The sequence below is a fragment of the Streptococcus nasisuis genome, from assembly GCF_040836615.1.
In the GTDB taxonomy this organism is placed as follows: Bacteria; Bacillota; Bacilli; order Lactobacillales; family Streptococcaceae; genus Streptococcus; species Streptococcus suis_V.
On sequence record NZ_CP162268.1, the window covers coordinates 1,221,920 to 1,245,827 of the forward strand.

At 43.8% G+C, this 23,908-nt stretch carries 21 protein-coding genes; 11 read left to right on the forward strand and 10 right to left on the reverse strand.

The window, feature by feature from the left end; genetic code table 11:
* Nucleotides 1-351 precede the first annotated feature (351 nt).
* A protein-coding gene (locus AB1F57_RS06200) for an IS630 family transposase (protein ID WP_367985866.1) occupies nucleotides 352-1,199 on the reverse strand; the annotation gives its coding sequence in 2 pieces (ribosomal slippage) (nucleotides 352-896 and nucleotides 896-1,199; 849 coding nt in all).
* A gap of 526 nt (nucleotides 1,200-1,725) precedes the next feature.
* Here AB1F57_RS06200 and AB1F57_RS06205 point away from each other — a divergent pair.
* Nucleotides 1,726-2,982 (forward strand): ISL3 family transposase, encoded by a 1,257-nt coding sequence (locus AB1F57_RS06205; protein ID WP_167785830.1) that lies wholly within the window; start codon nucleotides 1,726-1,728, stop codon nucleotides 2,980-2,982.
* Nucleotides 2,983-3,049: 67 nt separating this feature from the next.
* On the opposite strand, the gene AB1F57_RS06210 is transcribed toward AB1F57_RS06205, so the two are convergent.
* The 4 genes from AB1F57_RS06210 to AB1F57_RS06225 form a co-directional block, all read right to left on the reverse strand.
* A complete protein-coding gene (locus tag AB1F57_RS06210; RefSeq protein WP_367986287.1) occupies nucleotides 3,050-4,768 on the reverse strand; it encodes a phospho-sugar mutase in 1,719 nt (572 codons plus the stop codon).
* Nucleotides 4,769-4,859: 91 nt separating this feature from the next.
* Nucleotides 4,860-5,399: an ECF transporter S component gene (locus AB1F57_RS06215; RefSeq protein ID WP_170242174.1), complete on the reverse strand. Its 540-nt coding sequence runs from the start codon at nucleotides 5,397-5,399 to the stop codon at nucleotides 4,860-4,862.
* Nucleotides 5,400-5,418: 19 nt separating this feature from the next.
* On the reverse strand, nucleotides 5,419-5,964 hold the full coding sequence (gene coaC, locus AB1F57_RS06220; protein WP_105138666.1) for a phosphopantothenoylcysteine decarboxylase: 546 nt from the start codon (nucleotides 5,962-5,964) through the stop codon (nucleotides 5,419-5,421).
* Nucleotides 5,965-5,968: 4 nt separating this feature from the next.
* Nucleotides 5,969-6,652 (reverse strand): phosphopantothenate--cysteine ligase, encoded by a 684-nt coding sequence (locus AB1F57_RS06225; RefSeq protein ID WP_367986288.1) that lies wholly within the window; start codon nucleotides 6,650-6,652, stop codon nucleotides 5,969-5,971.
* A gap of 204 nt (nucleotides 6,653-6,856) precedes the next feature.
* On the opposite strand from AB1F57_RS06225, the gene AB1F57_RS06230 reads away from it, so the two are divergent.
* Nucleotides 6,857-8,527, forward strand: a complete 1,671-nt coding sequence (locus AB1F57_RS06230; protein ID WP_170238881.1) for a formate--tetrahydrofolate ligase — start codon at nucleotides 6,857-6,859, stop codon at nucleotides 8,525-8,527.
* 407 nt (nucleotides 8,528-8,934) lie between these two features.
* On the opposite strand, the gene AB1F57_RS06235 is transcribed toward AB1F57_RS06230, so the two are convergent.
* Together AB1F57_RS06235 and AB1F57_RS06240 are read right to left on the reverse strand one after the other, a co-directional pair.
* The gene (locus AB1F57_RS06235; RefSeq protein ID WP_367986290.1) at nucleotides 8,935-10,467 is read right to left on the reverse strand and encodes an ATP-binding cassette domain-containing protein; all 1,533 of its coding nucleotides are present in this window, start codon (nucleotides 10,465-10,467) and stop codon (nucleotides 8,935-8,937) included.
* Between the two features lie 209 nt (nucleotides 10,468-10,676).
* Nucleotides 10,677-11,312: an NAD(P)H-binding protein gene (locus AB1F57_RS06240; RefSeq protein ID WP_367986292.1), complete on the reverse strand. Its 636-nt coding sequence runs from the start codon at nucleotides 11,310-11,312 to the stop codon at nucleotides 10,677-10,679.
* A gap of 111 nt (nucleotides 11,313-11,423) precedes the next feature.
* Here AB1F57_RS06240 and AB1F57_RS06245 point away from each other — a divergent pair, with 111 nt between their 5' ends.
* Nucleotides 11,424-11,915, forward strand: coding sequence for a GNAT family N-acetyltransferase (locus AB1F57_RS06245; protein WP_105136995.1), 492 nt, complete (start codon nucleotides 11,424-11,426; stop codon nucleotides 11,913-11,915).
* A gap of 155 nt (nucleotides 11,916-12,070) precedes the next feature.
* On the opposite strand, the gene AB1F57_RS06250 is transcribed toward AB1F57_RS06245, so the two are convergent.
* Nucleotides 12,071-12,811 carry an amino acid ABC transporter ATP-binding protein gene (locus AB1F57_RS06250; RefSeq protein WP_367986293.1) on the reverse strand — a complete coding sequence of 247 codons (741 nt, stop codon included), beginning with the start codon at nucleotides 12,809-12,811 and terminating at the stop codon, nucleotides 12,071-12,073.
* The gene (locus tag AB1F57_RS06255) at nucleotides 12,811-15,012 is read right to left on the reverse strand and encodes an ABC transporter substrate-binding protein/permease (protein ID WP_367986294.1); all 2,202 of its coding nucleotides are present in this window, start codon (nucleotides 15,010-15,012) and stop codon (nucleotides 12,811-12,813) included. The genes AB1F57_RS06250 and AB1F57_RS06255 overlap by 1 nt, the downstream gene beginning before the upstream one ends.
* 199 nt (nucleotides 15,013-15,211) lie before the next feature.
* On the opposite strand from AB1F57_RS06255, the gene uvrB reads away from it, so the two are divergent.
* Both uvrB and AB1F57_RS06265 read left to right on the forward strand, forming a co-directional pair.
* On the forward strand, nucleotides 15,212-17,197 hold the full coding sequence (uvrB, locus tag AB1F57_RS06260; protein ID WP_105136998.1) for an excinuclease ABC subunit UvrB: 1,986 nt from the start codon (nucleotides 15,212-15,214) through the stop codon (nucleotides 17,195-17,197).
* 202 nt (nucleotides 17,198-17,399) lie between these two features.
* Entirely contained in the window at nucleotides 17,400-17,474 is a 75-nt protein-coding gene (locus AB1F57_RS06265; protein WP_105137031.1) for a YSIRK-type signal peptide-containing protein, read from the forward strand.
* A 289-nt stretch (nucleotides 17,475-17,763) separates the two neighbouring features.
* On the opposite strand, the gene AB1F57_RS06270 is transcribed toward AB1F57_RS06265, so the two are convergent.
* On the reverse strand, nucleotides 17,764-18,042 hold the full coding sequence (locus AB1F57_RS06270) for a hypothetical protein (RefSeq protein ID WP_367986295.1): 279 nt from the start codon (nucleotides 18,040-18,042) through the stop codon (nucleotides 17,764-17,766).
* 88 nt (nucleotides 18,043-18,130) lie between these two features.
* On the opposite strand from AB1F57_RS06270, the gene AB1F57_RS06275 reads away from it, so the two are divergent.
* The 6 genes from AB1F57_RS06275 to thrS all read left to right on the forward strand — a co-directional run bounded on the left by AB1F57_RS06275 (nucleotide 18,131) and on the right by thrS (nucleotide 23,807).
* Nucleotides 18,131-18,385 (forward strand): hypothetical protein, encoded by a 255-nt coding sequence (locus AB1F57_RS06275; protein WP_167785287.1) that lies wholly within the window; start codon nucleotides 18,131-18,133, stop codon nucleotides 18,383-18,385.
* A 167-nt stretch (nucleotides 18,386-18,552) separates the two neighbouring features.
* Nucleotides 18,553-19,551 (forward strand): glycosyltransferase family 4 protein, encoded by a 999-nt coding sequence (locus tag AB1F57_RS06280; protein ID WP_367986296.1) that lies wholly within the window; start codon nucleotides 18,553-18,555, stop codon nucleotides 19,549-19,551.
* Entirely contained in the window at nucleotides 19,552-20,865 is a 1,314-nt protein-coding gene (locus AB1F57_RS06285) for a glycosyltransferase family 4 protein (RefSeq protein ID WP_105137000.1), read from the forward strand.
* An 11-nt stretch (nucleotides 20,866-20,876) separates the two neighbouring features.
* Nucleotides 20,877-21,260 (forward strand): hypothetical protein, encoded by a 384-nt coding sequence (locus AB1F57_RS06290; RefSeq protein ID WP_105137001.1) that lies wholly within the window; start codon nucleotides 20,877-20,879, stop codon nucleotides 21,258-21,260.
* Between the two features lie 259 nt (nucleotides 21,261-21,519).
* Complete coding sequence (locus tag AB1F57_RS06295; protein WP_105137002.1) at nucleotides 21,520-21,837, forward strand: MazG-like protein; 318 nt, start codon at nucleotides 21,520-21,522, stop codon at nucleotides 21,835-21,837.
* Between the two features lie 17 nt (nucleotides 21,838-21,854).
* The gene (gene thrS, locus AB1F57_RS06300; RefSeq protein ID WP_367986297.1) at nucleotides 21,855-23,807 is read left to right on the forward strand and encodes a threonine--tRNA ligase; all 1,953 of its coding nucleotides are present in this window, start codon (nucleotides 21,855-21,857) and stop codon (nucleotides 23,805-23,807) included.
* The last annotated feature ends 101 nt before the right edge of the window (nucleotides 23,808-23,908 follow it).

Sequence of the window (23,908 nt, forward strand, 5' to 3'; positions counted from 1 at the left end):
GGACACAATTCTTAGCATTCATATAAGTTCCCAGGTATTTTACTTAAAAAATCAAGTTCAGTGGTTTATAATAAAAATATAAAGGAGTTAGCGCTAACTAACTCCTGCGTAAATCCGTTTAAGACTGTATCAAAGTTATTTGGTTAAAGAAATAACCGTTAAACTCGCTAAAGTATTTGAACAGCTCCCTGTCAAGTGGACAATGAAATAATAAAAGATTAGGCGACGGCCTTGTTCCTCATTTCAAGAGGGGCAGGGCCGTTGTTGCGCTCTTGAAAACGTTGATGATTGTAAAAATAGCTGAATAATCCAGCTTGGCAAGAATTTCTTTGTGAGAAGTGCAGTCTATAGTCAATTGAAACAAGAGCAGGACAAAAGTGCCTCAAGAAAAGTATCACAATTTGGCAATACTTTTCTGAGGTGTTTTTTCATTTGAGCCCATGTTTTCTCAATGGGATTATACTCAGGTGAGTAAGGAGGAAGTGGTAAAAGTCTATGACCCTGCTCCTTGCATAACTCTTTTAGCTTACTCATCCGATGAAACCTTGCATTGTCCATAATGATAACAGATGGTCTATCTAAAGTGGGTAGTAAGAATGTTTTAAACCAAGCTTCGAAAAAGTCACTCGTCATGGTTTCTCTGTAGGTCATTGGGGCTATAATCTCACCGTTTATAAGACCTGCGACTAAAGATAGCCGCTGGAATCTTCTTCCAGAGACCTGACCTGTGATCAACTGACCTTTCAAAGATCGACCATATTCTCGATGAAAATATGTCTCAAACCCTGTCTCGTCAATATAAACAGGTGTCAAGTGACTTAAGTTATTAAATTCTTTAAGGAACTGATTTACTTTCTCAGGGTCTTGTTCATAGTAGGTACAGCTCTTTTTTTTCGAGTATATCCCATAGCTTTGAGAGCGTAATGAATAGCTGTTGGATGACAGCCAAATTCAGAAGCTATTTCAGTCAAAAAAGCATCTGGATGAGCTTCAAGATAGTTCTTTAATTTTTCTCTATCAACTTTTCTTGGTTTGGTTCCCTTAACTTGGTGATGAAGCTCGCCAGTAGTCTCCATTAATTTTAGCCATTGATAGATGGTGTTGCGTGAAATATCGAAAACAACAGATGCTTCAGTAATACTGCCGGTTTTCTGACAGTATGCGAGAACTTTTTTACGAAAATCTAATGAATATGCCATAAGTACATTATACCACAAATGTACTGTTTTTGTTTCATTGTGCTATACATAATCCAAAATAGTGATGTTGGGGTCTTTCGTTCCCAGTAAGTTTGTGATACTATCCTCGCTTTATTATTTCTTGGCTCGGGGATAAACAGTCACTTCCCTGACTGTTTATCTATTCCATATGATTCCTTTCTAATGATGGTTTAGTCGCTTTTCATTATAGGTCATAAGGGACTTTTTTGATACTCAAAAAGGCTCCATAATCTCTATAGGGGATTTACCCACTACAGTCTTATAGATTCGTTTTTTTAGTTTTTCGGTTCTTCCAACCACAAGTTATTGATTTGGTCAATCATCGAGCGGATGAAGCGGCATAACTGATTTTATTAGTTGCTAAAATATAACCATAGAAAAAGGGCTCTATAATTTCTGTAGTGGGTAAAACCACCGTGGAGATTATGGAGCTTTTTAAGTATATACAAAAAGTCCCATATGACCTATAATGAAAAGCAACCAAACTCACATTAGAAAGGCTCATATGGAACAACTAAATTTTATCACAAATTTTCTCAGAATTAAAGACAAAAATATCCTTATCACTGATGAATATGATATGGGAACTCACTTAGAACTACATGGTCACTTGGATTACACAGCCCCTAAATGTCCTTCTTGTAAGGGACAAATGGCTAAATACGATTTCCAAAAAGCCTCCAAAATCCCCTACCTAGAAACTGCTGGTTATCCACTCCTCATCCGCCTTAAAAAGCGTCGGTTCAAGTGTAAAGATTGCGGAAAAATGGCTGTCGCTGAAACTCCTCTTGTCAAGAAGAACCACCAAATCTCTGTCGCTGTTAACCAGAAAATCGCCCAGTTACTCATCGAAAATCAAGCAATGACACATATTGCACACAGGCTATCTATCTCAACATCATCAGTTAGTCGAAAGCTTAATGAGTTCAAGTTTGAAACAGATTGGAATATCTTACCTGAGGTGATGAGCTGGGATGAATATGGCTTTAAGAAGGGGAAGATGAGCTTTATCGCACAAGATTTCAACTCCCTAAACGTCATTACTATCCTTGACGGAAGAACTCAAGCAACCATCCGAAACCACTTTCTACGCTATCCTAGAAAGGTTAGAAACCGCGTTAAAGTCATCACTATGGACATGTATAGCCCATACTACCAATTGGCTAAACAGCTTTTTCCGCATGCCAAAATCGTCCTTGATCGCTTTCATATCGTACAACACCTTAGCCGTGCTATGAACCGTGTCCGTATTCAAATTATGAATCAATTCGACAGAAAATCGCACGAATACCGTGCTTTGAAACGCTACTGGAAATTGATACAACAAGATAGCCGTAAAATCAATGATAAACGATTTTATCGCCCTATGTTTCGCATGCATTTGACTAATAAGGAAATCCTAGAAAAACTACTGTCTTTTTCAGAGGAACTACGACAACACTATCAACTCTATCAATTTCTCTTGTTCCATTTCCAAGAGAAAAACTCAGATCATTTCTTCAGTCTCATCGAACAGGAAATAGCCACTGTTAATCCTATTTTCCAGACGGTATTTAAGACATTTCTAAAGGATAAAGACAAGGTTTTGAATGCCCTAGAATTGCCTTATTCCAACGCCAAACTGGAAGCTACCAATAATCTCATCAAAGTCATTAAGAGAAATGCCTTTGGTTTCAGGAACTTTGAAAACTTTAAAAAACGAATTTTGATTGCTTTGAACATAAAGAAAGAGAGAACGAAGTTCGTCCTCTCTAGGTGTTAGCTTTTCATCTACCCACTACAGTTGACAAAGAGCCAGAAAAAGCCACAGCTCAGCTGTGACCTTATTTCTATCCTACAAATTCTGTAATTTCTTTTTCGATGTTGGCGATTTTTTCTTCAGCTTCAGCCAGGGTTTCACCGACTGTTGCGATGTAGAATTTGATTTTAGGCTCGGTACCTGATGGGCGGACGGCAAACCAGCTATCATCTGTCAAGGTGTACTTAAGCACATCAGACGGAGGAGTAGTCAGTTCAGTTGTCGTTCCGTTAAGAGCGACAGCTTTTTGCAGAGCAAAGTCTTCAAAGAGGGCAATGTCTGTGCTGTTAAACTGCTCAGGGGCATTGTCACGGAACTTGGCCATGATAGCCTTGATTTGCTCAGCACCGTCTTTACCAGAAAGAGTAACAGAGATGGTTTTCTCAGCGAAGTAGCCGTATTCCTTGAAGATTTCGTCGATACCATCTGCCAAGGTCATGCCACGAGAGCGGTAGTAGGCAGCAATTTCTGCGACCATGAGAACAGCTTGAATGGCATCCTTGTCACGTACAAATGGCTTGATGAGGTAGCCGAAGCTTTCCTCAAAACCAAACATGTAAGTATGGTTGTGTTTTTCTTCAAATTCTTGGATTTTTTCAGCGATGAATTTGAAACCTGTCAAGACGTTGAACATGGTTGCGCCATAGCTTTCGGCAATCTTGGTTACCAATTCAGTTGACACAATAGATTTTGCAAGGGCAGCATTTTCTGGTAGAGTACCAGCTTGTTTGTGGGCTTCGAGAATGTATTTGGCAATGATAGCACCGATTTGGTTACCAGACAGGTTCCAGTATGAACCGTCTGCTTGACGAACTTCAACACCAACGCGGTCAGCATCTGGGTCTGTTGCCAGCAATACATCTGCACCAACTTCGCGGCCAAGTTCTTCGGCAAGTGCAAAAGCAGCTTGACTTTCAGGGTTTGGCGAGGCAACAGTGGAGAAGTCTGGATCAGCTGTTGCTTGAGCTTCAACAACTGCCACAGATTCAAAACCAGCTTCAGCCAAGGCACGACGTGCCAACATCTCACCAGTACCGTGAAGTGGGGTATAGACAATCTTCATGTCCTTACCATGCTCAGCAATCAAGTCTTTGTTGATATTGATAGACTTGAGCTCATCCAGGTAGAGGCGGTCTGTCTCTTCACCGAGAACCGTAATCAGACCATTAGCCTTGCTTTCTTCCAAGTCAGCCAATTCCACTACAAAAGGATTGTCAATGGCACGGATGTAGTCTGTCAAAGCAGACGCATCTGCTGGTGGCATTTGTCCACCATCTTCGCCGTAAACCTTGTAACCATTGAATTCTTTAGGGTTGTGGCTGGCAGTCACCATGATACCTGCAACGGCATTGTAGTGGCGGACAGCAAAGGACAATTCTGGCGTTGGACGTAGGCTTTCAAAGACGTAAGATTTGATACCATGGGCTGCCAAGACCTGTGCGGATTCAAAGGCAAACTCTGGAGAGAAGTGGCGAGTGTCGTAAGCAATTGCTACTCCACGTTTTTTAGCTTCTTCACCTTTAGACTCGACCAATTTTGCCAAGCCTTCGGTTGCTTGACGCACCACGTAGATATTGATGCGGTTGGTACCAGCACCGATATAGCCACGCATACCTGCTGTACCAAATTCAAGATTTGTATAAAAGGCATCTTCCTTGGTTTTCTCATCCATGGCCAATAAATCCTGACGAAGGTAGTCAGGCAGGTCAGCAACATCTAGCCAGGTTTGATAGGTTTCTTGATAAGACATAGGATATCTCCTTAAAAATTTTTTCTATTAAACGCTTTCATTATACCATTTTCAAAAAAAAAAATCATGCTTTCACATGATTTTCTGAGATTTATTTTACAACTTTCTGCAAAATCGGAACAATAGCCACAGTCAACAGGGCTGAGACAATTAATTCCGTGATGGAGTTGATGGAAACGATGCCTGCTAGGACCAGTTTAATGTCGCCCTTGTAGACAGAGCCAAAGAAGATGAAAATACCAGACAGGACAAAAATGGTATTGGTCAGGGTACCAGTCAGACCCGCCAGAGCCAGCCCAGGCTTATTGCTCAGCCATTTGTAGATATAATAAGGCGTGACCCCAATCAAAATTCGTGGGACAAGGGCAATGAGAATAGAGTAGAAGTTCCCATTTTCCACCAATGGGCTAAAGACATAGCTCATAGGCGATAGGATAATGGAATTTCGGATAATGGACATGACGCCCATGAAGCCGCCTAGCTTGGCTCCCAGCTTTGGTCCGTAGAGGATGCTGGCAATGATGACAGGGATGTGGGTAATGGTTGGCTTGACAGGAAGTACGAAGCTGGCAAAAATAGCCTGGCTGATGACCTCGATAATGACCATAATGGCGATAAAAATGGCTGTCATGGCCACCTGATTGGACTGTTTATTTCTCACTTAAAATTCTACTCACTTTCTCTATGATGATGTCAACCTCAGCCAGGGCCCCAGTTCCAAAATCACCGCAGGCAAGCAGGGCCTCCCGAGGCTTGATTTCTTCATAGCCATAGCTTGTCAAGGTCTTCAGATTGTGTTGTGTGGCTGGGTGGAGGTACATATTAGTATTCATGGCAGGAGCGACCAATTTTGGCACCCCGATAGGGATGGCCAGAGCCGTCGCCGTCACCATATTGTCTGCCATACCGTTTGCCAGCTTGGCGATAGTATTGGCCGAGGCAGGAGCCACCAGGAAAAGGTCCGTTTCCTTGGCAATATCGATATGCTTGATAGAGGCAGGATTTTCCTCCAGCATGAGGTCGGTATGGACCAGATTTTTAGACAGGGCTTGAAGGGTCAAGGGCGTGATAAAGTCCATAGCAGAGCGGCTCATGAGGACTGTCACAGAGTGACCGAGTTTTGTCAGCTGGCTGGTGATGTCAGCTGCCTTGTAGGCGGAAATAGATCCTGTCACCGCAAGCGTAATTCTTGCCATAGTCTCACCCCTTTTCTACGGTATTTAAAATGAGTTGGGCGATGTCCTGCTTGGTCTCCGCAGGAATAGCCTCGGTCTGAGACACCAGGTAGCCCAGATGTTTGTCGGCAGTAATGTCCACTAGGTCGTTGGCCAGGATGTAGTCTGCCTTGTTGCGCTGGATGCTATCTCGTGCCACGGCAAATAGTTCTTCCTTGGGCACGTCGACCAGTAACTTAAAGCCAATCAACTGGATGCCTGGATTCCATTGTTTGACATGGGAGATAACTTTGGGTGTTTTTTTCAAGAAGAGCACCTGGTAGTCAGCCTTGGATGAAATCTTGGTTTCCGTATTTTTCTTCTCCAGAAGGCTGGTGATGTCCTCTGTTTCCCTAACCTCGTCCAAGCCAGTCATATAGACCGGTGTGTAGTCGGAAACGGCCATGCTGTGGATGAGGACTTGGTGGGTCTTGACAAGAGGTTCAAGAGTTTCTTTCAGGCTCTCTACATTGGTTATTTCTACAATTGTCAGATGAGGATGAGATGTTGGCTTGACAGCTTGCTTGGTTGTCACCAAAGTTACCTCGTGCCCTCTTGCCAGAGCCTGTTCGGCAATGATTTTTCCTAAGGTACCTGTTGCGTGGTTGGTGATAGCCCTGACCTTGTCAATAACCTCACTGGTTCCACCTGATGTAATGATGATTTTCATGTCCATATTGTACTAAATTTTCCATTTTCCGTAAAGTTTTCGCGACCAATATACTATTACTAAAATGGAATCAAACTATAACTGTTATTGAATGATAGTCCGCCACAAAATCCGAATACTCTTACTATTTTTCATAAAAATGTTTCCGATTTTCTAAGGGGATGTGATATACTGGAAAAAAATATTTCGCTAAGGGGAGCCAGCATGAAAACAGACATTGAAATTGCACAGAGTGTTTCACTCAAGCCGATTACAGAGATTGTTGAGCAGGTCGGAATTGGATTTGATGACCTCGAATTATACGGAAAATATAAGGCTAAATTGTCTTTTGATAAAATTAATGCAGTCAAGGACAATGAGCTTGGCAAGTTAATTTTGGTAACAGCCATCAACCCAACTCCAGCTGGAGAAGGCAAGTCCACTGTGACTATTGGATTGGCAGATGCTCTGGCAAAAATTGGCAAGAAAACCATGATTGCCTTGCGGGAACCATCGCTTGGACCTGTAATGGGTGTCAAGGGCGGAGCTGCTGGTGGTGGCTATGCGCAGGTTCTACCGATGGAAGATATCAATTTGCATTTCACAGGGGATATGCACGCCATTACAACAGCTAACAATGCCCTGTCTGCTCTGATTGATAATCATTTGCACCAAGGAAACGAGTTGGGCTTAGATCCGCGCCGGATTATTTGGAAACGGGTGGTAGACCTAAATGATCGCGCCCTTCGTAAGGTCACAGTTGGTCTGGGTGGACCGCTGAACGGTGTACCGCGTGAAGATGGCTTTGATATTACGGTTGCCTCTGAAATTATGGCCATTCTCTGCTTGGCGACGGACCTAGACGACCTCAAAGAACGCTTGGCAAGCATTGTCATTGGTTATCGCTATGACCGTACACCTGTTTTTGTTCGGGATTTGCAGGTGGAAGGAGCGCTGACTCTCATTCTCAAAGATGCGATTAAGCCAAATTTGGTTCAAACCATTTATGGTACGCCCGCTTTGGTTCATGGTGGTCCCTTTGCCAATATTGCCCATGGTTGTAACTCAGTCCTTGCGACTACGACGGCTCTACGTTTGGCAGATTATACGGTCACAGAGGCTGGTTTTGGAGCAGATTTGGGTGCAGAGAAATTCTTGGATATCAAGACACCGAATTTGCCAAAATCGCCTGATGCCGTGGTGATTGTTGCCACGCTGAGAGCTCTGAAGATGCACGGTGGTGTCGCAAAATCAGACCTTGCGACTGAGAATGTCGAGGCTGTTAAAGCTGGCTTTGCCAATCTCAAGCGCCATGTCGAAAATATCCAGAAATACGGTGTTCCAGCTGTCGTTGCCATCAATGAATTTGTATCTGATACAGCTGACGAAATCGCTGCACTCAAAGAACTGTGTGGTCAAATCGGTGTTCCTGTCGAACTTGCCAGTGTCTGGGCAGACGGTGCGGACGGTGGAGTTGCTTTGGCTGAAACGGTAGTCGCAACCATTGAAAAACAGCAGGTCAACTACCAAGCCATTTATCAGTCTGACGATGATTTGGCAACCAAGGTCAGTAAGATTGTGACGCAGATTTACGGTGGAACGGGTGTCGTTTTTGAAAAGAAAGCCCGCAATCAATTGGCCGAATTTGCCAAGAATGGCTGGGATAAATTGCCTGTTTGTATGGCCAAGACCCAGTACAGTTTTTCAGATGATCCATTTGCGCTGGGGGCACCGACTGATTTCGATATTACTGTCCGTGAATTTGTACCAAAATTAGGTGCTGGCTTTATCGTGGCTTTGACCGGTGATGTCATGACCATGCCTGGTTTGCCAAAAGCACCTGCGGCTCTCAACATGGACGTGGCAGCAGATGGTTCAGCCCTGGGCTTGTTTTAGAAATACGTTTATGATTAGAACTAGCCTAATTGAATAAAAATACAAAAAAGTCTCGCTATGAGACTTTTTGAGTTTGTAGACAAATCTCTTTTCAGACTTTCCTGAGGTGATATCGGACGGTAGTAAACTTTCTTGTTTCTAGGTTTACTCCTCAAACAGTCCCCCAGACTGTTTGATCTACCTACGAAATTCTATACCTAGTATTTGAGCCTAAGGTCTCAAATACTCCGAATGCCTGAAACGACAACGTTTCAGGCATTTTCATCACAGCGGAAAGTCCTGGCTTAGGGCTCGCTCCGCTCGTAAAATAAACTAAATTTTTATTTTTTCTTAGCAGAACTACTCAGTTTATTTATCCAGAATTTAGTTTGTCTGCATTATGAAAAAGTCTCGCTGTGAGACTTTTTTTAGATGCTGTCTAGCCTGTATAATCCTTGCTTGCTTAGTTTGTAAACTTGATGACAGACCTCCCTCAAAAATCGTCGATCGTGCGAGACGCAGATAAGTGTCCCCTGATAATCCGAGAATAATTTACGAATGTTGGGCTGTGAAATGGGTGAAAAATTGCGACTGGGCTCATCGAGTAGTAAAACATTGGCCTTGTCCAATACCATTTTTAAGAGCAGCAATTTTGCTTGTTGCCCCCCTGATAAATCGGAAATAGCATGGTGAACCTCTTCGCGGGTGAATTGGAGACTGGCCAGGTAGGTGAGAGCAGCCTCTTGTTCCTCTTTATCCTTTTCTCCTGCTAAAAATGCGAGAGGAGTTTTACTTAATGGCAATAAATCTGCGTAGTGCTGAGGCATGTAGCCTAGCTGTAGGTCAGATCTGGTTTGCAGATGCTGATAGAGGAACTTGATGAGGCTGGATTTTCCGATACCATTGGCTCCTATAATGCCGACTTTCTCACCAGCTTTGACCTTCATGAAGAGATTTTTGACCAACAGGCGCTCATGGCACCACAGTTCTTCCCACTGTACGTCGATAATCTGTTTGTGCGCTGGTAACGGCTGAATGTCAGAAAAGAACAGGTGAATGGCATCTTCATGGTAGGGCATTTTGGTTATGCTTTCTGCCTGTTTTTCATAGCGCTTTTCCCTAGCTAGAACAGATTTCATCTTTTTGGCTACTAGCCGTCCAGCTGTTGCATCATGGGTATTAAGTAAGGTATTCCGGACCTGAGATTTTTGGCGACGGTGTTTTTCCATGGCTTTTTCAAATTCCTTGCGGTCGTTTTGCGCTTGCTGGACCTGTTTATAGTAGGCTGCCTCGCGCTGGTCACGGTAGGCTTGATAATCTATGGTCTGAACGCTTGTTTTGGCCAGCATTTTTTTCTTTACAGATTGTAAATGCACAATTTTTGTGGCAGTTTTAGCAAGAAAATCCTCATCGTGTGAGACGTAGACAATCGTTTTGGAGCTAGTGCCAATATAGTTTTCCAACCATGAGAGCGTTTCTAGGTCTAGGTCGTTTGACGGTTCGTCTAGAAAAATAATATCAGAATGCTTAGCGAGCGATTTGATGAGTTGGATTTTGAGTTTTTCTCCACCGGACAGGCTAGAAATCAATTGGTCACTGCTCAATCGGTCATTGTCAAAAGCCAGTTGGTCGGCGTAGCGATAGAGCAGTCCGAAATCAATATCCAAATCTACTTGAGAAAAGAAGTAGTCATTGAGTGTCAGCTCTGCCATTTCCAAAGGAAGAGACTGTGGGATGTAGATCGGTGCGGTGAAGTGGCGCTGAATCGTGCCACTTATCAGGAGATAGTCTGCTACCATGTCTGGATTGAGCAAGGTCTTGAGAAGGCTGGACTTGCCATTGCCTTCTTCGCCAATGATAGCCACCTTATCGCCACTATTGATGGTGAGGGTGAGGTCGGTTACGAGTGGACGCAGGTCTTTTTGGTGGTGGATTGAGAGATTTTGTGTTGTGATGAGCATAAGGCCTCCTTTTATAAGAAAAAACACACTACTTACTCAGTAGCGTGCCTGCTCAAAAAAGACCTATTTTGGGAATAGGAGAACAGGAAAAATAGACACAGGCAAGCTACCTCTAAGTATAAACTTAATAGAGATTACTTGTCTGTGTCCATGGTCCTTTACCTCGTATTCTTTTGATAGTATCACTATATCTGATTGGGAATAATTTGTCAAGCCATATCATCATTTTCGAATATGGTTTGGTCAGTTTTTCCGTTGACAATGTTAGCAATGGTCTGGGCAACCTTTTCCACGGCAATTGGTCGACCGGCCCAAGCTGGACTTGCAGGATCCATTTTTTCCAGAATAGCCTGGGCTCTTTCACTTGTTCCTGCCTTGCCTGGACCGTACATCATGCTAGGACGGACGATGCTCGTTTTGAAGGATTGCGCCAAGAGATAATCTTCCGCCTCTTTTTTAGCCTTGCGGTAGCCTTCTGGCGTCGCAAGCCCTTCGAGGTGGGTGGATACGTAAATGTAGTGGTGGTCACTTTTATCTGCCATAACATCCGCAATCACCTTGGCAGCACCGAGAACGACCTTATCATAGGTTAAGCCTTTTTTGGGCTCTTCTTTGACCATGCCGACCAAGTTAATGACAACAGTATGGTCATTAAGTAATTTCTTCCACTGACCTGCTTGATAGAGGTCGGCCTCTACCCAGTTGACGTCTGGACGGAATTTTTTGTTATTTTCGGAATCAAATGACCGTGTAATAGCAGTTAGCTGATGACCGCTCGCAATCAATTTTTCCATCACTTCTTGACCTAAAAAGCCACTTGCTCCGAATAAAAGTACATTTGACATAAGAATTCCTCCTTAGAATATCACTATGTAGTAATTATATACTTATTTTGAGCATTTGTCACATATAAAACATCCTTATGCTATAATGAAAGGGAAAAAGGAGAATTCGCAATGCCAATAAGGAATATAAGACAAGCAGAGCAACTAGAAATTGATGCTACCGTACGCCTTCGTGCCTATGATGGTCAATATGAGCTTGCTTTTGACTGGCATCAAAATAAGGAGCTAGTCTGGTTGGTTGACGGTGTGAAAGAAGCCTACAACTTGGAAAAATTAGCTAGGATGTACCGTTTTTTATCGGAAAATGGCGAGTGCTACTGGATAGAAATTCGGGAAAAGTGTGGTTGGAGACCAATTGGAGACGTGACCCTGCTGGCAGATGACTTTGCGATTTCCATCGGCGATGGCCGTTACTGGGCAAGGGGCATTGGTGGCAAGGTCTTAAAACGGATGATAGAACGTGCGAAAGAGCTAGGCTTCACAGAAATTCGAGTAGGAGAAATTTATGATTGGAATATTGGTTCCCGGCGTCTGTTTGAGAAGATGGGATTTAGCAGGCTCGAAAAAACAGAGAAGGGCTGGTCTTACAAGGTGACAGTATAATGATGATTAGTAGTCCTGGTGCTAGGAAATCGACCTTTTCACTCTACTTTCCTTGTATCAGGGCAAGATGGGCTTTATATTACATCCAGAAAAGACGCTAATAATAATTTGAAGAAACTCAAAAAACCTTGACAAAGCAAGGTTTTTTCTAATCTTTATACGTTCAGGACCTTATCCAGGAAGTCTTTGAGACGTGGGTGTTGTGGGTTGTCGAAGATTTGTTCGGGTGTGCCGTCTTCAAGGAATTCACCGCCGTCTGTAAAGATGACGCGGTTAGCAACCTTGCGGGCAAAGCCCATCTCATGTGTAACGATTAACATGGTCATACCTTGCTCAGCTAGGTCTTTCATAACGTTGAGTACGTCTCCGACCATTTCTGGGTCAAGGGCAGAAGTTGGTTCGTCGAAGAGCATGATGTCTGGGTTCATAGCGAGGGAACGGGCAATAGCTACACGCTGTTTCTGACCACCGGACAGGCTATCTGGCATAGCGTCACGTTTGTCTGAAAGTCCGACTTTTTCCAATAATTCCATTCCAACTTTTTCAGCTTCTGTTTTATCCAAAAGCTTGTGTTCGATGGGAGCGAAAGTGATATTATCCAGAACAGACATATGTGGGAAGAGGTTGAAATGTTGGAATACCATTCCGACATTTGAACGAAAGGCATCAACATCTGTCTTAGGATCTGTTAAATCATAACCATCAACAGTTACTTGTCCACTTGTAATGCTTTCAAGTAAGTTCATTGTTCGAAGGAAAGTAGATTTACCAGAACCAGAAGGTCCGATAATACACACAACGTCACCTTCATAGAATTTTGTGGTTATTCCTTTTAACACCTCATTAGATCCATAAGACTTATGAAGATCGTGTACATTGATTTTTAATTGTGCCATCATTTACCTCCTTTTTCAAGTTTACGTGCCAAGCGAGTCAAGAGGGTGATAACCACCAAGTATATGATGGCAAGGATTGCATACATACGGAAGGACTGGTAGTTACGGGCAATGATAATCTTACCAGCTTGGAAGAGTTCGACAAGACCAATTGCAGAGATGATGGTCGTATCTTTCAATGTGATAACGAATTGGTTGATGAAGTTTGGCAGCATGATTTTACCAGCCTGTGGCAGGATAATCTTGCGCATGGTTGTCCCGTAGGAAATACCCAAACTGCGTGATGCCTCCATTTGTCCCGCAGGAACGGCTTGAATACCACCGCGGACAATTTCTGCGATATAGGCACCGGAGTTAAGCGATAGGGCAATGGTACCGGCTACGAAGTCGTTGATTGGTGATTGTTGACCAGTGATGGATTCAATCAAGTTTGGAATACCCCAGAAGATGAAGGCTGCAACAATCATCAACGGAATGCCACGAACCACATCAACGAAGACGGATGAGATAACACGAAGGGCCTTGATTGGGCTCACCGCAAACATACCAAAGATAATACCGATTACGATAGCAATGGCAAACGACAAGAGAGCCAAACCAACAGTAATACCAAGACCAGACAAGAGTTGACCATAGTTATTTTTCAAAAGTCCAACGATGGTTGTTTCATCAACTGTTTCAGTGGCTGTGCTTGGTGTTGTCTCTTCTTTGGCATTGAAGTATTTGTTGAAAATCTCATCGTACTTGCCTGATTCTACCAATGCAGCCAAGCCATTGTTGAACATTTCAATCAGTTCAGGATTGCTGCCTTTTTTCACAGCAAATCCGTATTCGCCAGATTTTTCACCTGGGATTGGAGTAGCGAAGTCACGACCTTGTTGGATAGCGTAGAGGAGGACCGCTTCATCATCCATAAGGGCGTCAATTGAGCCAGAGTTGAGACTGTCGTACATGCCAGAAGCCTCGTCGAAGGCCTTCAAAGTATAACCATACTTGTCTTTGTTGTTTTCCAAGAAAGTGTAAGACGCTGTACCGTTTTTGGCACCGACTGTCTTGCCTTTGAGGTCTTCATAGGATACAATGTCACTGCCGTTTTTAACAGCCAGCAGGATATTTGAAGAATAGTAGGCATCAGAGAAATCAAAGATTTCTTTACGAGCATCTGTAATAGACATACCTGCGATAACAGCATCTGCTTGCCCAGCTTGAACAGCATTCAAGGCAGCATCGAAACCTGGGTTTTGAATGGTAATAGTAAATCCTTGTTGCTCCGCAATGGCTTTGATCAATTCCATATCAATCCCAACATATTTGCCGGATTCATCTTGATATTCAAAAGGTGCAAATGATGAATCAGCAACAATGGTATAGCTTGATTTTACAGGTGTAGCTTTAGCAGTGACACTTCCTGTAAGGTTTAATCGAGAAGAGTAATCTGTACTTTCAGAAGAATCAGATGAGCCAAACCATTTATTCATGATTGCTTCATAAGTACCGTCTTCTTTCATAGCTGCAAGAGCCTTGTTGAAATCATCAACGAGGTACTCATATTGGCTTCCTTTTTTAACAGAGAAACCAAATGATCCAATTGGTTCGCCAGGGATGTCCAAGCTCAGGTCTTGCCCTTGTTGGATAGCGTATTGGATAACCGCCTCATCGTCCATAGCAGCGTCAATAGCGCCAGTGGAAAGACTGTTGTACATCGTGTCCCCCGTGTCGAAGGTTTTGATAGTAAAACCGTACTTGTCCTTGTTTTCTTCGAGGAAGGTTTGAGAAGCAGTACCGTTTTTAACACCAACTGTCTTGCCTTTGAGGTCTTCATAGGAAGAAATCTTGTTAGACTTGGTTGTTGCAATGATAATCTTCGTATCAAAGTAGGGGTCTGAGAAGGTAAAGACCTTTTTGCGGGCTTCGGTAATGGTCGTACCAGCCATAAGAGCATCGGCAGAACCAGACTGGACCGCATTGACCGCTGCATCAAATCCTGGGAAGGATTGATTCATTTTCCAATTTGAACGTTTTGCAACTTCGTTGATAATATCAACATCTAATCCTTTATAAGTTTGGTCAGAATCTTTAAATTCAAATGGTGCATAGGCATTGTCAAAGACGATATCAATCGTATCATCTGCCTGAACACCTGTAAAAATAAAGAAGACCGGCAAAATGCTTGCCAATAGCATGAATAATTTTTTCTTCATTTTCATACTCCTTCTATAATATAAAATAACTTTCCCATTGTAACACATTATGAAAATTTATGCAAAAGTAATGAAAAGAACATGTCAGAAAATATAACATTTCAAGTTATTAATTATTAAATTGTGAGAAAATTTAATCTTTCACCCCCGAAAAAACTATTTTTTCAAGGAAATGTCGGACTTGTGATAAAATAGAACCATGATTAACCGAAATACTGAAAACCAATTTAAACTTGTATCTAAATACTCACCGTCTGGTGACCAGCCCCAAGCTATTGAAACCTTGGTTGATAACATCGAGGGGGGCGAAAAAGCCCAGATTCTCATGGGGGCGACTGGGACCGGTAAGACCTACACCATGAGTCAGGTCATTGCCCGTGTCAATAAGCCCACTCTAGTTATCGCCCACAACAAGACTCTGGCCGGTCAGCTCTACAGCGAGTTCAAGGAATTCTTCCCAGAAAATGCCGTTGAGTATTTCGTGTCTTACTACGATTACTATCAACCAGAGGCTTACGTACCTTCATCCGATACCTATATTGAAAAAGATAGCTCGGTCAACGATGAAATTGATAAACTTCGTCACTCAGCGACATCGGCTCTTCTCGAACGCAACGATGTCATCGTTGTTGCCTCAGTTTCCTGTATCTACGGTCTCGGATCGCCCAAGGAATATTCAGATAGCGTGGTTAGTCTGCGACCCGGCCAGGAGATTTCCCGAGACCAGTTGCTCAATTCCTTGGTAGATATCCAGTTTGAGCGCAACGACATCGACTTCCAACGGGGGCGTTTCCGTGTACGTGGCGATGTGGTGGAGATTTTCCCCGCTTCTCGTGATGAACACGCCTTCCGTGTGGAGTTTTTCGGGGATGAAATTGACCGCATTCGTGAGATTGAAAGCCTGACAGGTAAGGTTTTGGGCGACGTGGACCACTTGGCGATTTTCCCTGCCACCCACTTCGTGACCAACGATGACCATATGGAAACGGCAATTGCCAAGATTCAGGCGGAGCTGGAAGAGCAGCTCAAGGTCTTTGAGGCAGAAGGAAAACTCTTAGAAGCTCAGCGATTGAAACAGAGAACCGAGTATGATATTGAAATGCTACGGGAAATGGGTTATACCAACGGCGTCGAGAACTACTCGCGCCACATGGATGGCCGTAGCGAGGGTGAACCACCTTATACCTTGCTAGACTTTTTCCCAGAGGATTTCCTGATTATGATTGACGAGAGCCACATGACTATGGGGCAGATTAAGGGGATGTATAATGGTGACCGCTCACGGAAAGAAATGCTGGTTAACTACGGTTTCCGCCTCCCAAGTGCACTGGACAACCGTCCGCTGCGCAGGGAAGAATTTGAGAGTCATGTTCATCAGATTGTCTATGTCTCAGCGACGCCGGGTGACTATGAGATGGAGCAGACAGAGACCGTTGTCGAGCAGATTATCCGTCCGACCGGGCTCTTGGACCCTGAAGTTGAGGTTCGTCCAACCATGGGGCAGATGGATGACCTCTTGGGCGAAATCCATGCGCGTGTCGAGAAAGGCGAGCGGACCTTTATTACGACCCTGACCAAGAAAATGGCAGAGGATTTGACTGACTACCTCAAGGAAATGGGCATCAAGGTCAAGTACATGCACTCGGACATTAAGACCTTGGAGCGGACGGAGATTATTCGTGACCTGCGACTAGGTGTCTTTGATGTCTTGATCGGAATTAACCTGCTCCGTGAGGGAATTGACGTTCCAGAGGTGAGTTTGGTCGCTATTTTGGATGCCGACAAGGAAGGTTTCTTGCGCAATGAGCGCGGCCTTATCCAGACCATCGGTCGGGCGGCCCGAAACTCGGAAGGTCATGTGATTATGTATGCGGACAAGGTCACCGAGTCTATGCGCAAGGCTATGGAAGAAACAGCCCGCCGCCGTCAGCTACAAATGGCTTACAATGAAGAGCATGGCATTGTGCCTCAGACCATTAAGAAAGAAATTCGTGACCTCATCAGTGTGACTAAGGCCGTTGCCAAGGAGACAGAAGAAGTAGTTGACTTTGACAGTCTTAACCGTGACGAACGCAAGGCCATGATTAAGAAGCTGGAGGCTCAGATGCAGGAGGCTGCAGAGTTGCTTGACTTTGAACTGGCTGCCCAGATTCGGGATATGGTCATTGAACTCAAGAATAAGTAGAAAAGTAATAGAAAATCAGATCAAGGGGTATCGATCAGATGCTCTTTTTTCTATATTATTACAGGAAGTAGTGTCTACAAGCTCATGCTGAAAAATTCTTTCGATTTTTGATTCAAATTAGTCTTTGCTTTGGCCTTTTCCAGATATAATAGTCTGACTTGCTTTCATTAAGTTTTTAAGATGAATGTAGGGGGAAACAGATTTGTTTCGTAAACAACGATTTAGTATTCGTAAATTTTCAGTAGGAGCTGCATCAGTCTGTGTGGGTCTATTTTAGGTGGTCAGATTGTTAACGCCGATAGTTTGCCAACTGAAAATCCAGCAACAGTTGCGGTGAGCAACAAGGATGTGCAGGCTGAGGTAGCAGCACCTGCAGTAATAGAAAATAGTTAGACTGGTGGTGTTGACGGCAGTGAGGCGACAAGTACAACTACAATTATCGAACCAATTGCCAAAGTTATCATTATCGGCAGTCAACCTGCGCCAGTTGAAGAGACCCCGGTTGATGAACCAGCAGTTGTCACCCCAGTCGACGAACCACAGGTAGAAGCTCCGGTTGAGGAACCTCAGGTAGACACGCCAGTTGACGAACCAGTCGTAATAACACCAGCCGACGAGCCAGTTGTTGTAGCGCCAATTGATGAGCCACAGGTTACAACTTCGGTTGACGAGCCAATAGTTGTAGCTCCAGTTGACGAACCAGTCGTAATAACACCAGCCGACGAGCCAGTTGTTGTAGCGCCAATTGATGAGCCACAGGTTACAACTTCGGTTGACGAGCCAATAGTTGTAGCTCCAGTTGACGAACCACAGGTAGATACATTAGTTGAGGATTCAATTATCACAGCAAAAGGCGACAGCGTTACACATGAATCACCAGAGCTTGACATTACAGCCTTTCTAAGTCAGGGTCATTTTTTACCTACTGAAATCTTGCCAGAAACAACAGTTACTCTAACAGTTTCGCATTTAGTTAGTTGTGCTGCAGCTGGCGGTTCAGCAGAGGCAACCAGCATCTTATCCCAAGGAACTGGTAACACTGAACAATCTGCTAGCAATCAATCCTCAGGACAAACTGCTAAAACATTGCTGAATACTGGACAAGAAGATGCTTTGACATCTCTTGGACTTGTAGTGGGAATGCTTGGATTTGGTTTAGTGAAAAGAAAAAAAGCTGAACTTGACTAAAATCTATATCCATTATGATGGGAAGTTGACCTTGTATCAGCTTCTTTTTGGTTTTCTGCTCTTCGATTCATTAACAGTGTAGAAGGTTGGATAAAGCTAAGCCTTGTCTTCTCGAATTTTTCATGTTTCCGCTATATTTTTTCTTTTAAATCAACTATAATAGAATCATGAAAGTTTTACTCTATTTGGAAGGCAAGACGGTTCTGGAAAAATCAGGAATTGGTCGGGCCCTCCACCATCAAATGGAAGCCCTGGACATGGCTGGAATTCCCTATACGACGGACCTTTTAGGGGATTATGATGTCATTCATATCAATACCTATGGGCCACGTTCCTGGTTGCTTTTGCACGCTGCCAAACGCCATGGAAAGAAGGTCATCTTGCACGGGCATTCGACCAAGGAAGATTTTCAAAATTCCTTTATCGGATCCAATCGCCTGGCGCCATTTGTGGGAAAATATCTGGCCAGCATGTACCGAAAAGCAGATTTTATCATTACCCCGTCAGAGTATTCTAAGCAGCTCATCCAATCCTATGGGGTGACAACTCCAATCGTTGCCGTGTCCAATGGGATTGATTTGGACAAGTACAAGAAAGATGCTAGCAAAGAGGCTGTTTTTCGGGATTATTTCGGTATTAAAGAGGGACAACCAGTCGTGGTCTGTGCCGGGCTTTATTTCCGCCGCAAGGGCATAGAGGATTTTGTCAAGGTGGCTGAAAAGCTGCCCCATGTGCGCTTCATTTGGCTGGGCTCTATCAATAAATGGATGATTCCATCCTATATCCGGAAAATTGTAGAAGGAGCTCATCCGCCTAATGTCGAGTTTCCTGGTTACTTCAAGGGTGCTGTTTTTCAGGGGGCAATGAGCGGAGCGGATGCCTTTTTCTTCCCATCCTATGAAGAGACGGAAGGGATTGTCGTCTTGGAAGCTCTAGCCAGCCACCAGCATGTTGTGCTGAGAGATATTCCAGTTTATGAAGGCTGGATTGATGACACAAGTGCCGAATTGGGCAAGACCGTCGATGATTTTGTCCAATCCATTCAAAATATCTTAGATAAAAAAGTAGACAAGCGCGAGGCAGGTTATCAGGTGGCAGTCAGTCGCTCGATTGACAATGTAGCCCACCAACTAGTAGAAGCCTATCGCCAAGTCATGGAGTTGTAAATGCGTATTGGATTGTTTACAGATACCTATTTTCCACAGGTTTCGGGGGTTGCGACTTCTATTCGGACTCTGAAAACGGAGCTGGAAAAACTAGGTCATGCAGTATTTATTTTTACGACCACTGATGAGGGTGTCAACCGTTATGAGGATTGGGATATTATCCGCATTCCTAGCGTGCCCTTCTTTGCCTTTAAGGACCGTCGAGTGGCCTATGCTGGCTTTGTGGATGCCTTGAAAATTGCCAGCCGTTACAAGCTGGATATTATTCATACCCATACGGAGTTTTCTCTGGGGATTTTGGGGAAATTGATTGCCAAGGAATTGGGGATTCCAGTTATTCATACCTACCATACCCAGTATGAGGACTACGTCCACTATATTGCTAAGGGGAAAATTATCCGCCCTAGCATGGTCAAGTATATCCTCAAACCCTTCTTCCGTGACCTTGATGGGATTATCTGTCCCAGCGAGATTGTAGAAGATTTGCTGAATAAGTATCAGGTTCCTATTTCCAAAAGGGTCATACCGACAGGAATTGATTTGGCCAAGTTTGACCGACCTGAGATTTGCCAAGAGGATATTGATGAACTGAGGCAGCAACTGGGGATTGCTAAGGATGAAACCATGCTGCTCAGCCTGTCTCGTATCTCCAATGAAAAAAATATTCAGTCCCTTGTCAAGGCCATGCCGGCTATTTTGGCTGAAAATCCCAAGGTCAAGCTGGTTATCGTTGGTGGTGGTCCTTATGCGGGAGAGTTGCAGGAGATGATTGACCGCATGCAGCTGGCCAGCCATATTCAGATGACGGGCATGATTGCGCCGAGTGATACTGCTCTATACTATAAGGCGGCTGATTTCTTTATTTCGGCATCGACCAGTGAAACTCAGGGTCTGACCTTCTTGGAAAGCCTGGCATCTGGTACTCCAATCCTAGCCCATTCGAATCCTTATTTGGATAATTTGGTGACGGACAAGATGTTTGGAACCCTCTTTAAGAGGGAAAAGGACATAGCAGATGTGGTCATTGATGCGATTTTGGCGACGCCAAGCATGAATGCCTACTTGCTGGAGAAAAAGCTCTATGAAATTTCCGCCAAGAATTTCGGTCACCGAGTTTTTGAGTATTACCTAGATTTGAAAATTTCCCATGATTTCCAGAAGGAACACACCAATCAAGACAGTGTGGCAGAAGTATTGCTCAAGGGAGCGGTCACCTTACCAGCCAAGGCCGTTGTCAAATCAACCGACACCACAGCCCGCATTCTCAGAAAATCAGTTGCCCAGGTCAAATCCGTTCGTAATTTCTTTGATTAGGAGGGATGAAAATGAAGAATTCAGGAAAAATCTTTTGGTACATCTTGCCTATTTTACTGGTTTATTATCTGGTGCCGGTGCTGATTATGTATTCTCCGATGGATGACTTGACCATCAAGGGAGTGTTGATTAACTTGATTTTAGTCTATCAACCAATCTTGATTTTGCTGATTTCAATCATTTATACTGTCAAACATGGCTTTTCCTGGTGGTTTCCACTGCTACAAGGCTTGCTTTATCTGCCAGTCGATACCCTGATTTTTCCAAATGCAGAGGGCTCAGAAATCTACGTTATCCCTTACATTCTCATGGGCTTTCTCGGAGTAGGAGTAGGGGTTTTGATGAGGAAGATGCTTGGAATTGGAAAATCTAGAAATTCTCGCAAAAATCCTTGAAAAATCCGAAAATCCTGCTATAATAGCTGTTAGAGACTTATCCATTCTAGGAAATCTTTGAGAGAGTGCGCGGTTGCTGCGAGCGCATAGAGGATAGGATGGACACTACTCGGTATGATTTTATGCAAACATAAAAGGGTGGTTCCCTTATCGCCATTCTGAGGTCATCAGCTTTTTTGAGCTGGTGATGAATGAAGGTGGAACCACGTTACGACGTCCTTTAGCGAGGATGTCGTATTTTCCTTTTGGAGGAGTAGTTATGCTACCTGATGACTTATTAAAACGGTGTCAAGATGTGCGAAGAGCCTATAGAGAGTTGGAACTCAAGCACTACGACAAAGAGTGGTCCATCGAGGAGGACCTTTTGGCTCTGACCAATGATATTGGCAACATGAACCGCCTGATTATGACCAAGCAGGGTCGTTACTATGATGAAACGCTCTATACCTTGGAGCATAAAATGGCTGAAAATATCTGGTGGTTGATTGAATTAGCAGACCGCCTAGATATTGATATTCAAGAAGAAATGGAAAACTTTTTAGCTCAAAAAGAAGAGTTATTGGGGATTAAAAAATAAATAAAAAGGAGATAAACATGATTAAAATCACTTTCCCAGATGGTGCTGTTCGTGAGTACCAGGCTGGCGTGACTACTTTTGAAATTGCTGAGAGCATCAGCAAGTCTTTGGCGAAAAAGGCTCTTGCAGGTAAGTTCAATGGTAAATTGATTGACACCACTCGTGCTATTGAAGAGGACGGCACGCTTGAAATCGTAACGCCTGATCATGAGGATGCTTTGGACATCTTGCGTCACTCAGCAGCTCACTTATTTGCCCAAGCGGCTCGTCGCCTTTTCCCAGACATTAAGTTGGGCGTTGGTCCAGCTATTCAGGACGGTTTCTACTATGATACGGACAATGCGGCTGGTCAGATTTCAAATGAAGATTTGCCACGCATTCAGGAAGAAATGATGAAGATTGTCAAGGAAAACTTCCCTTCAGAACGCCGTGAGGTGACCAAGGAAGAGGCTCTTGAGATTTTCAAAAACGATCCTTACAAGTTGGAGTTGATTCAAGAACACTCGGATGATGAGGGTGGTTTGACTATCTATACTCAGGGTGAATACGTTGACCTCTGCCGTGGCCCACACGTTCCGTCAACAGGCCGTATCCAGATTTTTGAATTGCTCAATGTGGCAGGTGCTTACTGGCGTGGTAAGAGTGAAAATCCAATGATGCAACGGGTTTATGGTACAGCTTGGTTTGACAAAAAAGATCTCAAAGCATACCTGCAAATGCGTGAAGAGGCCAAAGAGTGTGACCACCGTAAACTTGGTAAGGAATTGGATCTTTTCATGATTAGCCAAGAAGTTGGTCAAGGTTTGCCATTCTGGTTGCCAAATGGAGCGACTATCCGTCGTACCTTGGAGCGTTACATCACAGACAAGGAATTGGCTTCAGGTTACCAGCACGTTTATACGCCACCATTGGCTTCTGTTGAACTCTATAAGACTTCAGGTCACTGGGAGCATTACTCAGAAGATATGTTCCCAACTATGGACATGGGTGACGGTGAAGAGTTCGTTCTTCGTCCGATGAACTGTCCGCACCACATTCAAGTTTACAAAAACCATGTGCGTTCATACCGTGAGTTGCCAGTGCGTATCGCTGAGCTTGGTATGATGCACCGCTATGAAAAATCTGGGGCATTGACTGGTTTGCAACGGGTACGTGAGATGACTCTTAACGACGGTCATATTTTCGTCACACCTGAACAAATCCAAGAAGAGTTCAAAAAAGCTCTCCAGTTGATTATCGATGTGTACGCAGATTTCAACCTAAACGACTACCGTTTCCGCCTCTCTTATCGTGACCCAGAGGATAAAGAAAAGTACTATGACAATGATGAGATGTGGGAAAATGCCCAACGTATGCTGAAAGGTGCCATGGATGAAATGGGCGTGGACTACTTCGAGGCAGAGGGAGAAGCAGCCTTTTACGGTCCAAAATTGGATATCCAGGTGAGAACTGCCTTAGGTAATGAGGAGACACTGTCAACCATTCAGTTGGATTTCCTCTTGCCAGAACGTTTTGGTTTGACCTATATTGGTGCTGATGGTGAAGAACACCGCCCAGTCATGATTCACCGTGGTGTTATCTCAACTATGGAACGCTTCACAGCCATTTTGATTGAAACCTACAAGGGTGCCTTCCCAACTTGGTTGGCGCCAACCCAAGTAACTATGATTCCAATCTCTGTAGAAGCTCACTTGGATTACGCTTGGAAAGTTGCAAAAGAATTGCAAGACCGTGGCGTTCGCGTACACGTGGATGAGCGGAACGAGAAGATGCAATACAAGATCCGTCAGAGCCAGACCAGCAAGATTCCTTACCAGCTCATCGTTGGTGACAAGGAAATGGAAGACAATGCTGTCAACGTTCGTCGCTACGGAAGTAAGGCAACACAAACTCAGTCTGTATCAGAATTTGTGGACCATATCCTAGCAGATATTGCCCGCAAGTCACGTCCAGCTGAAACAGCTGAATAATAATTATAAGGAGAAGTCCGAAAGGGCTTCTTTTTTGACAGCAAAAACTCCCAAGTTTTCAAAATAGAATAGACTAGATTTCTTTAGAAAGCTGATTGTCA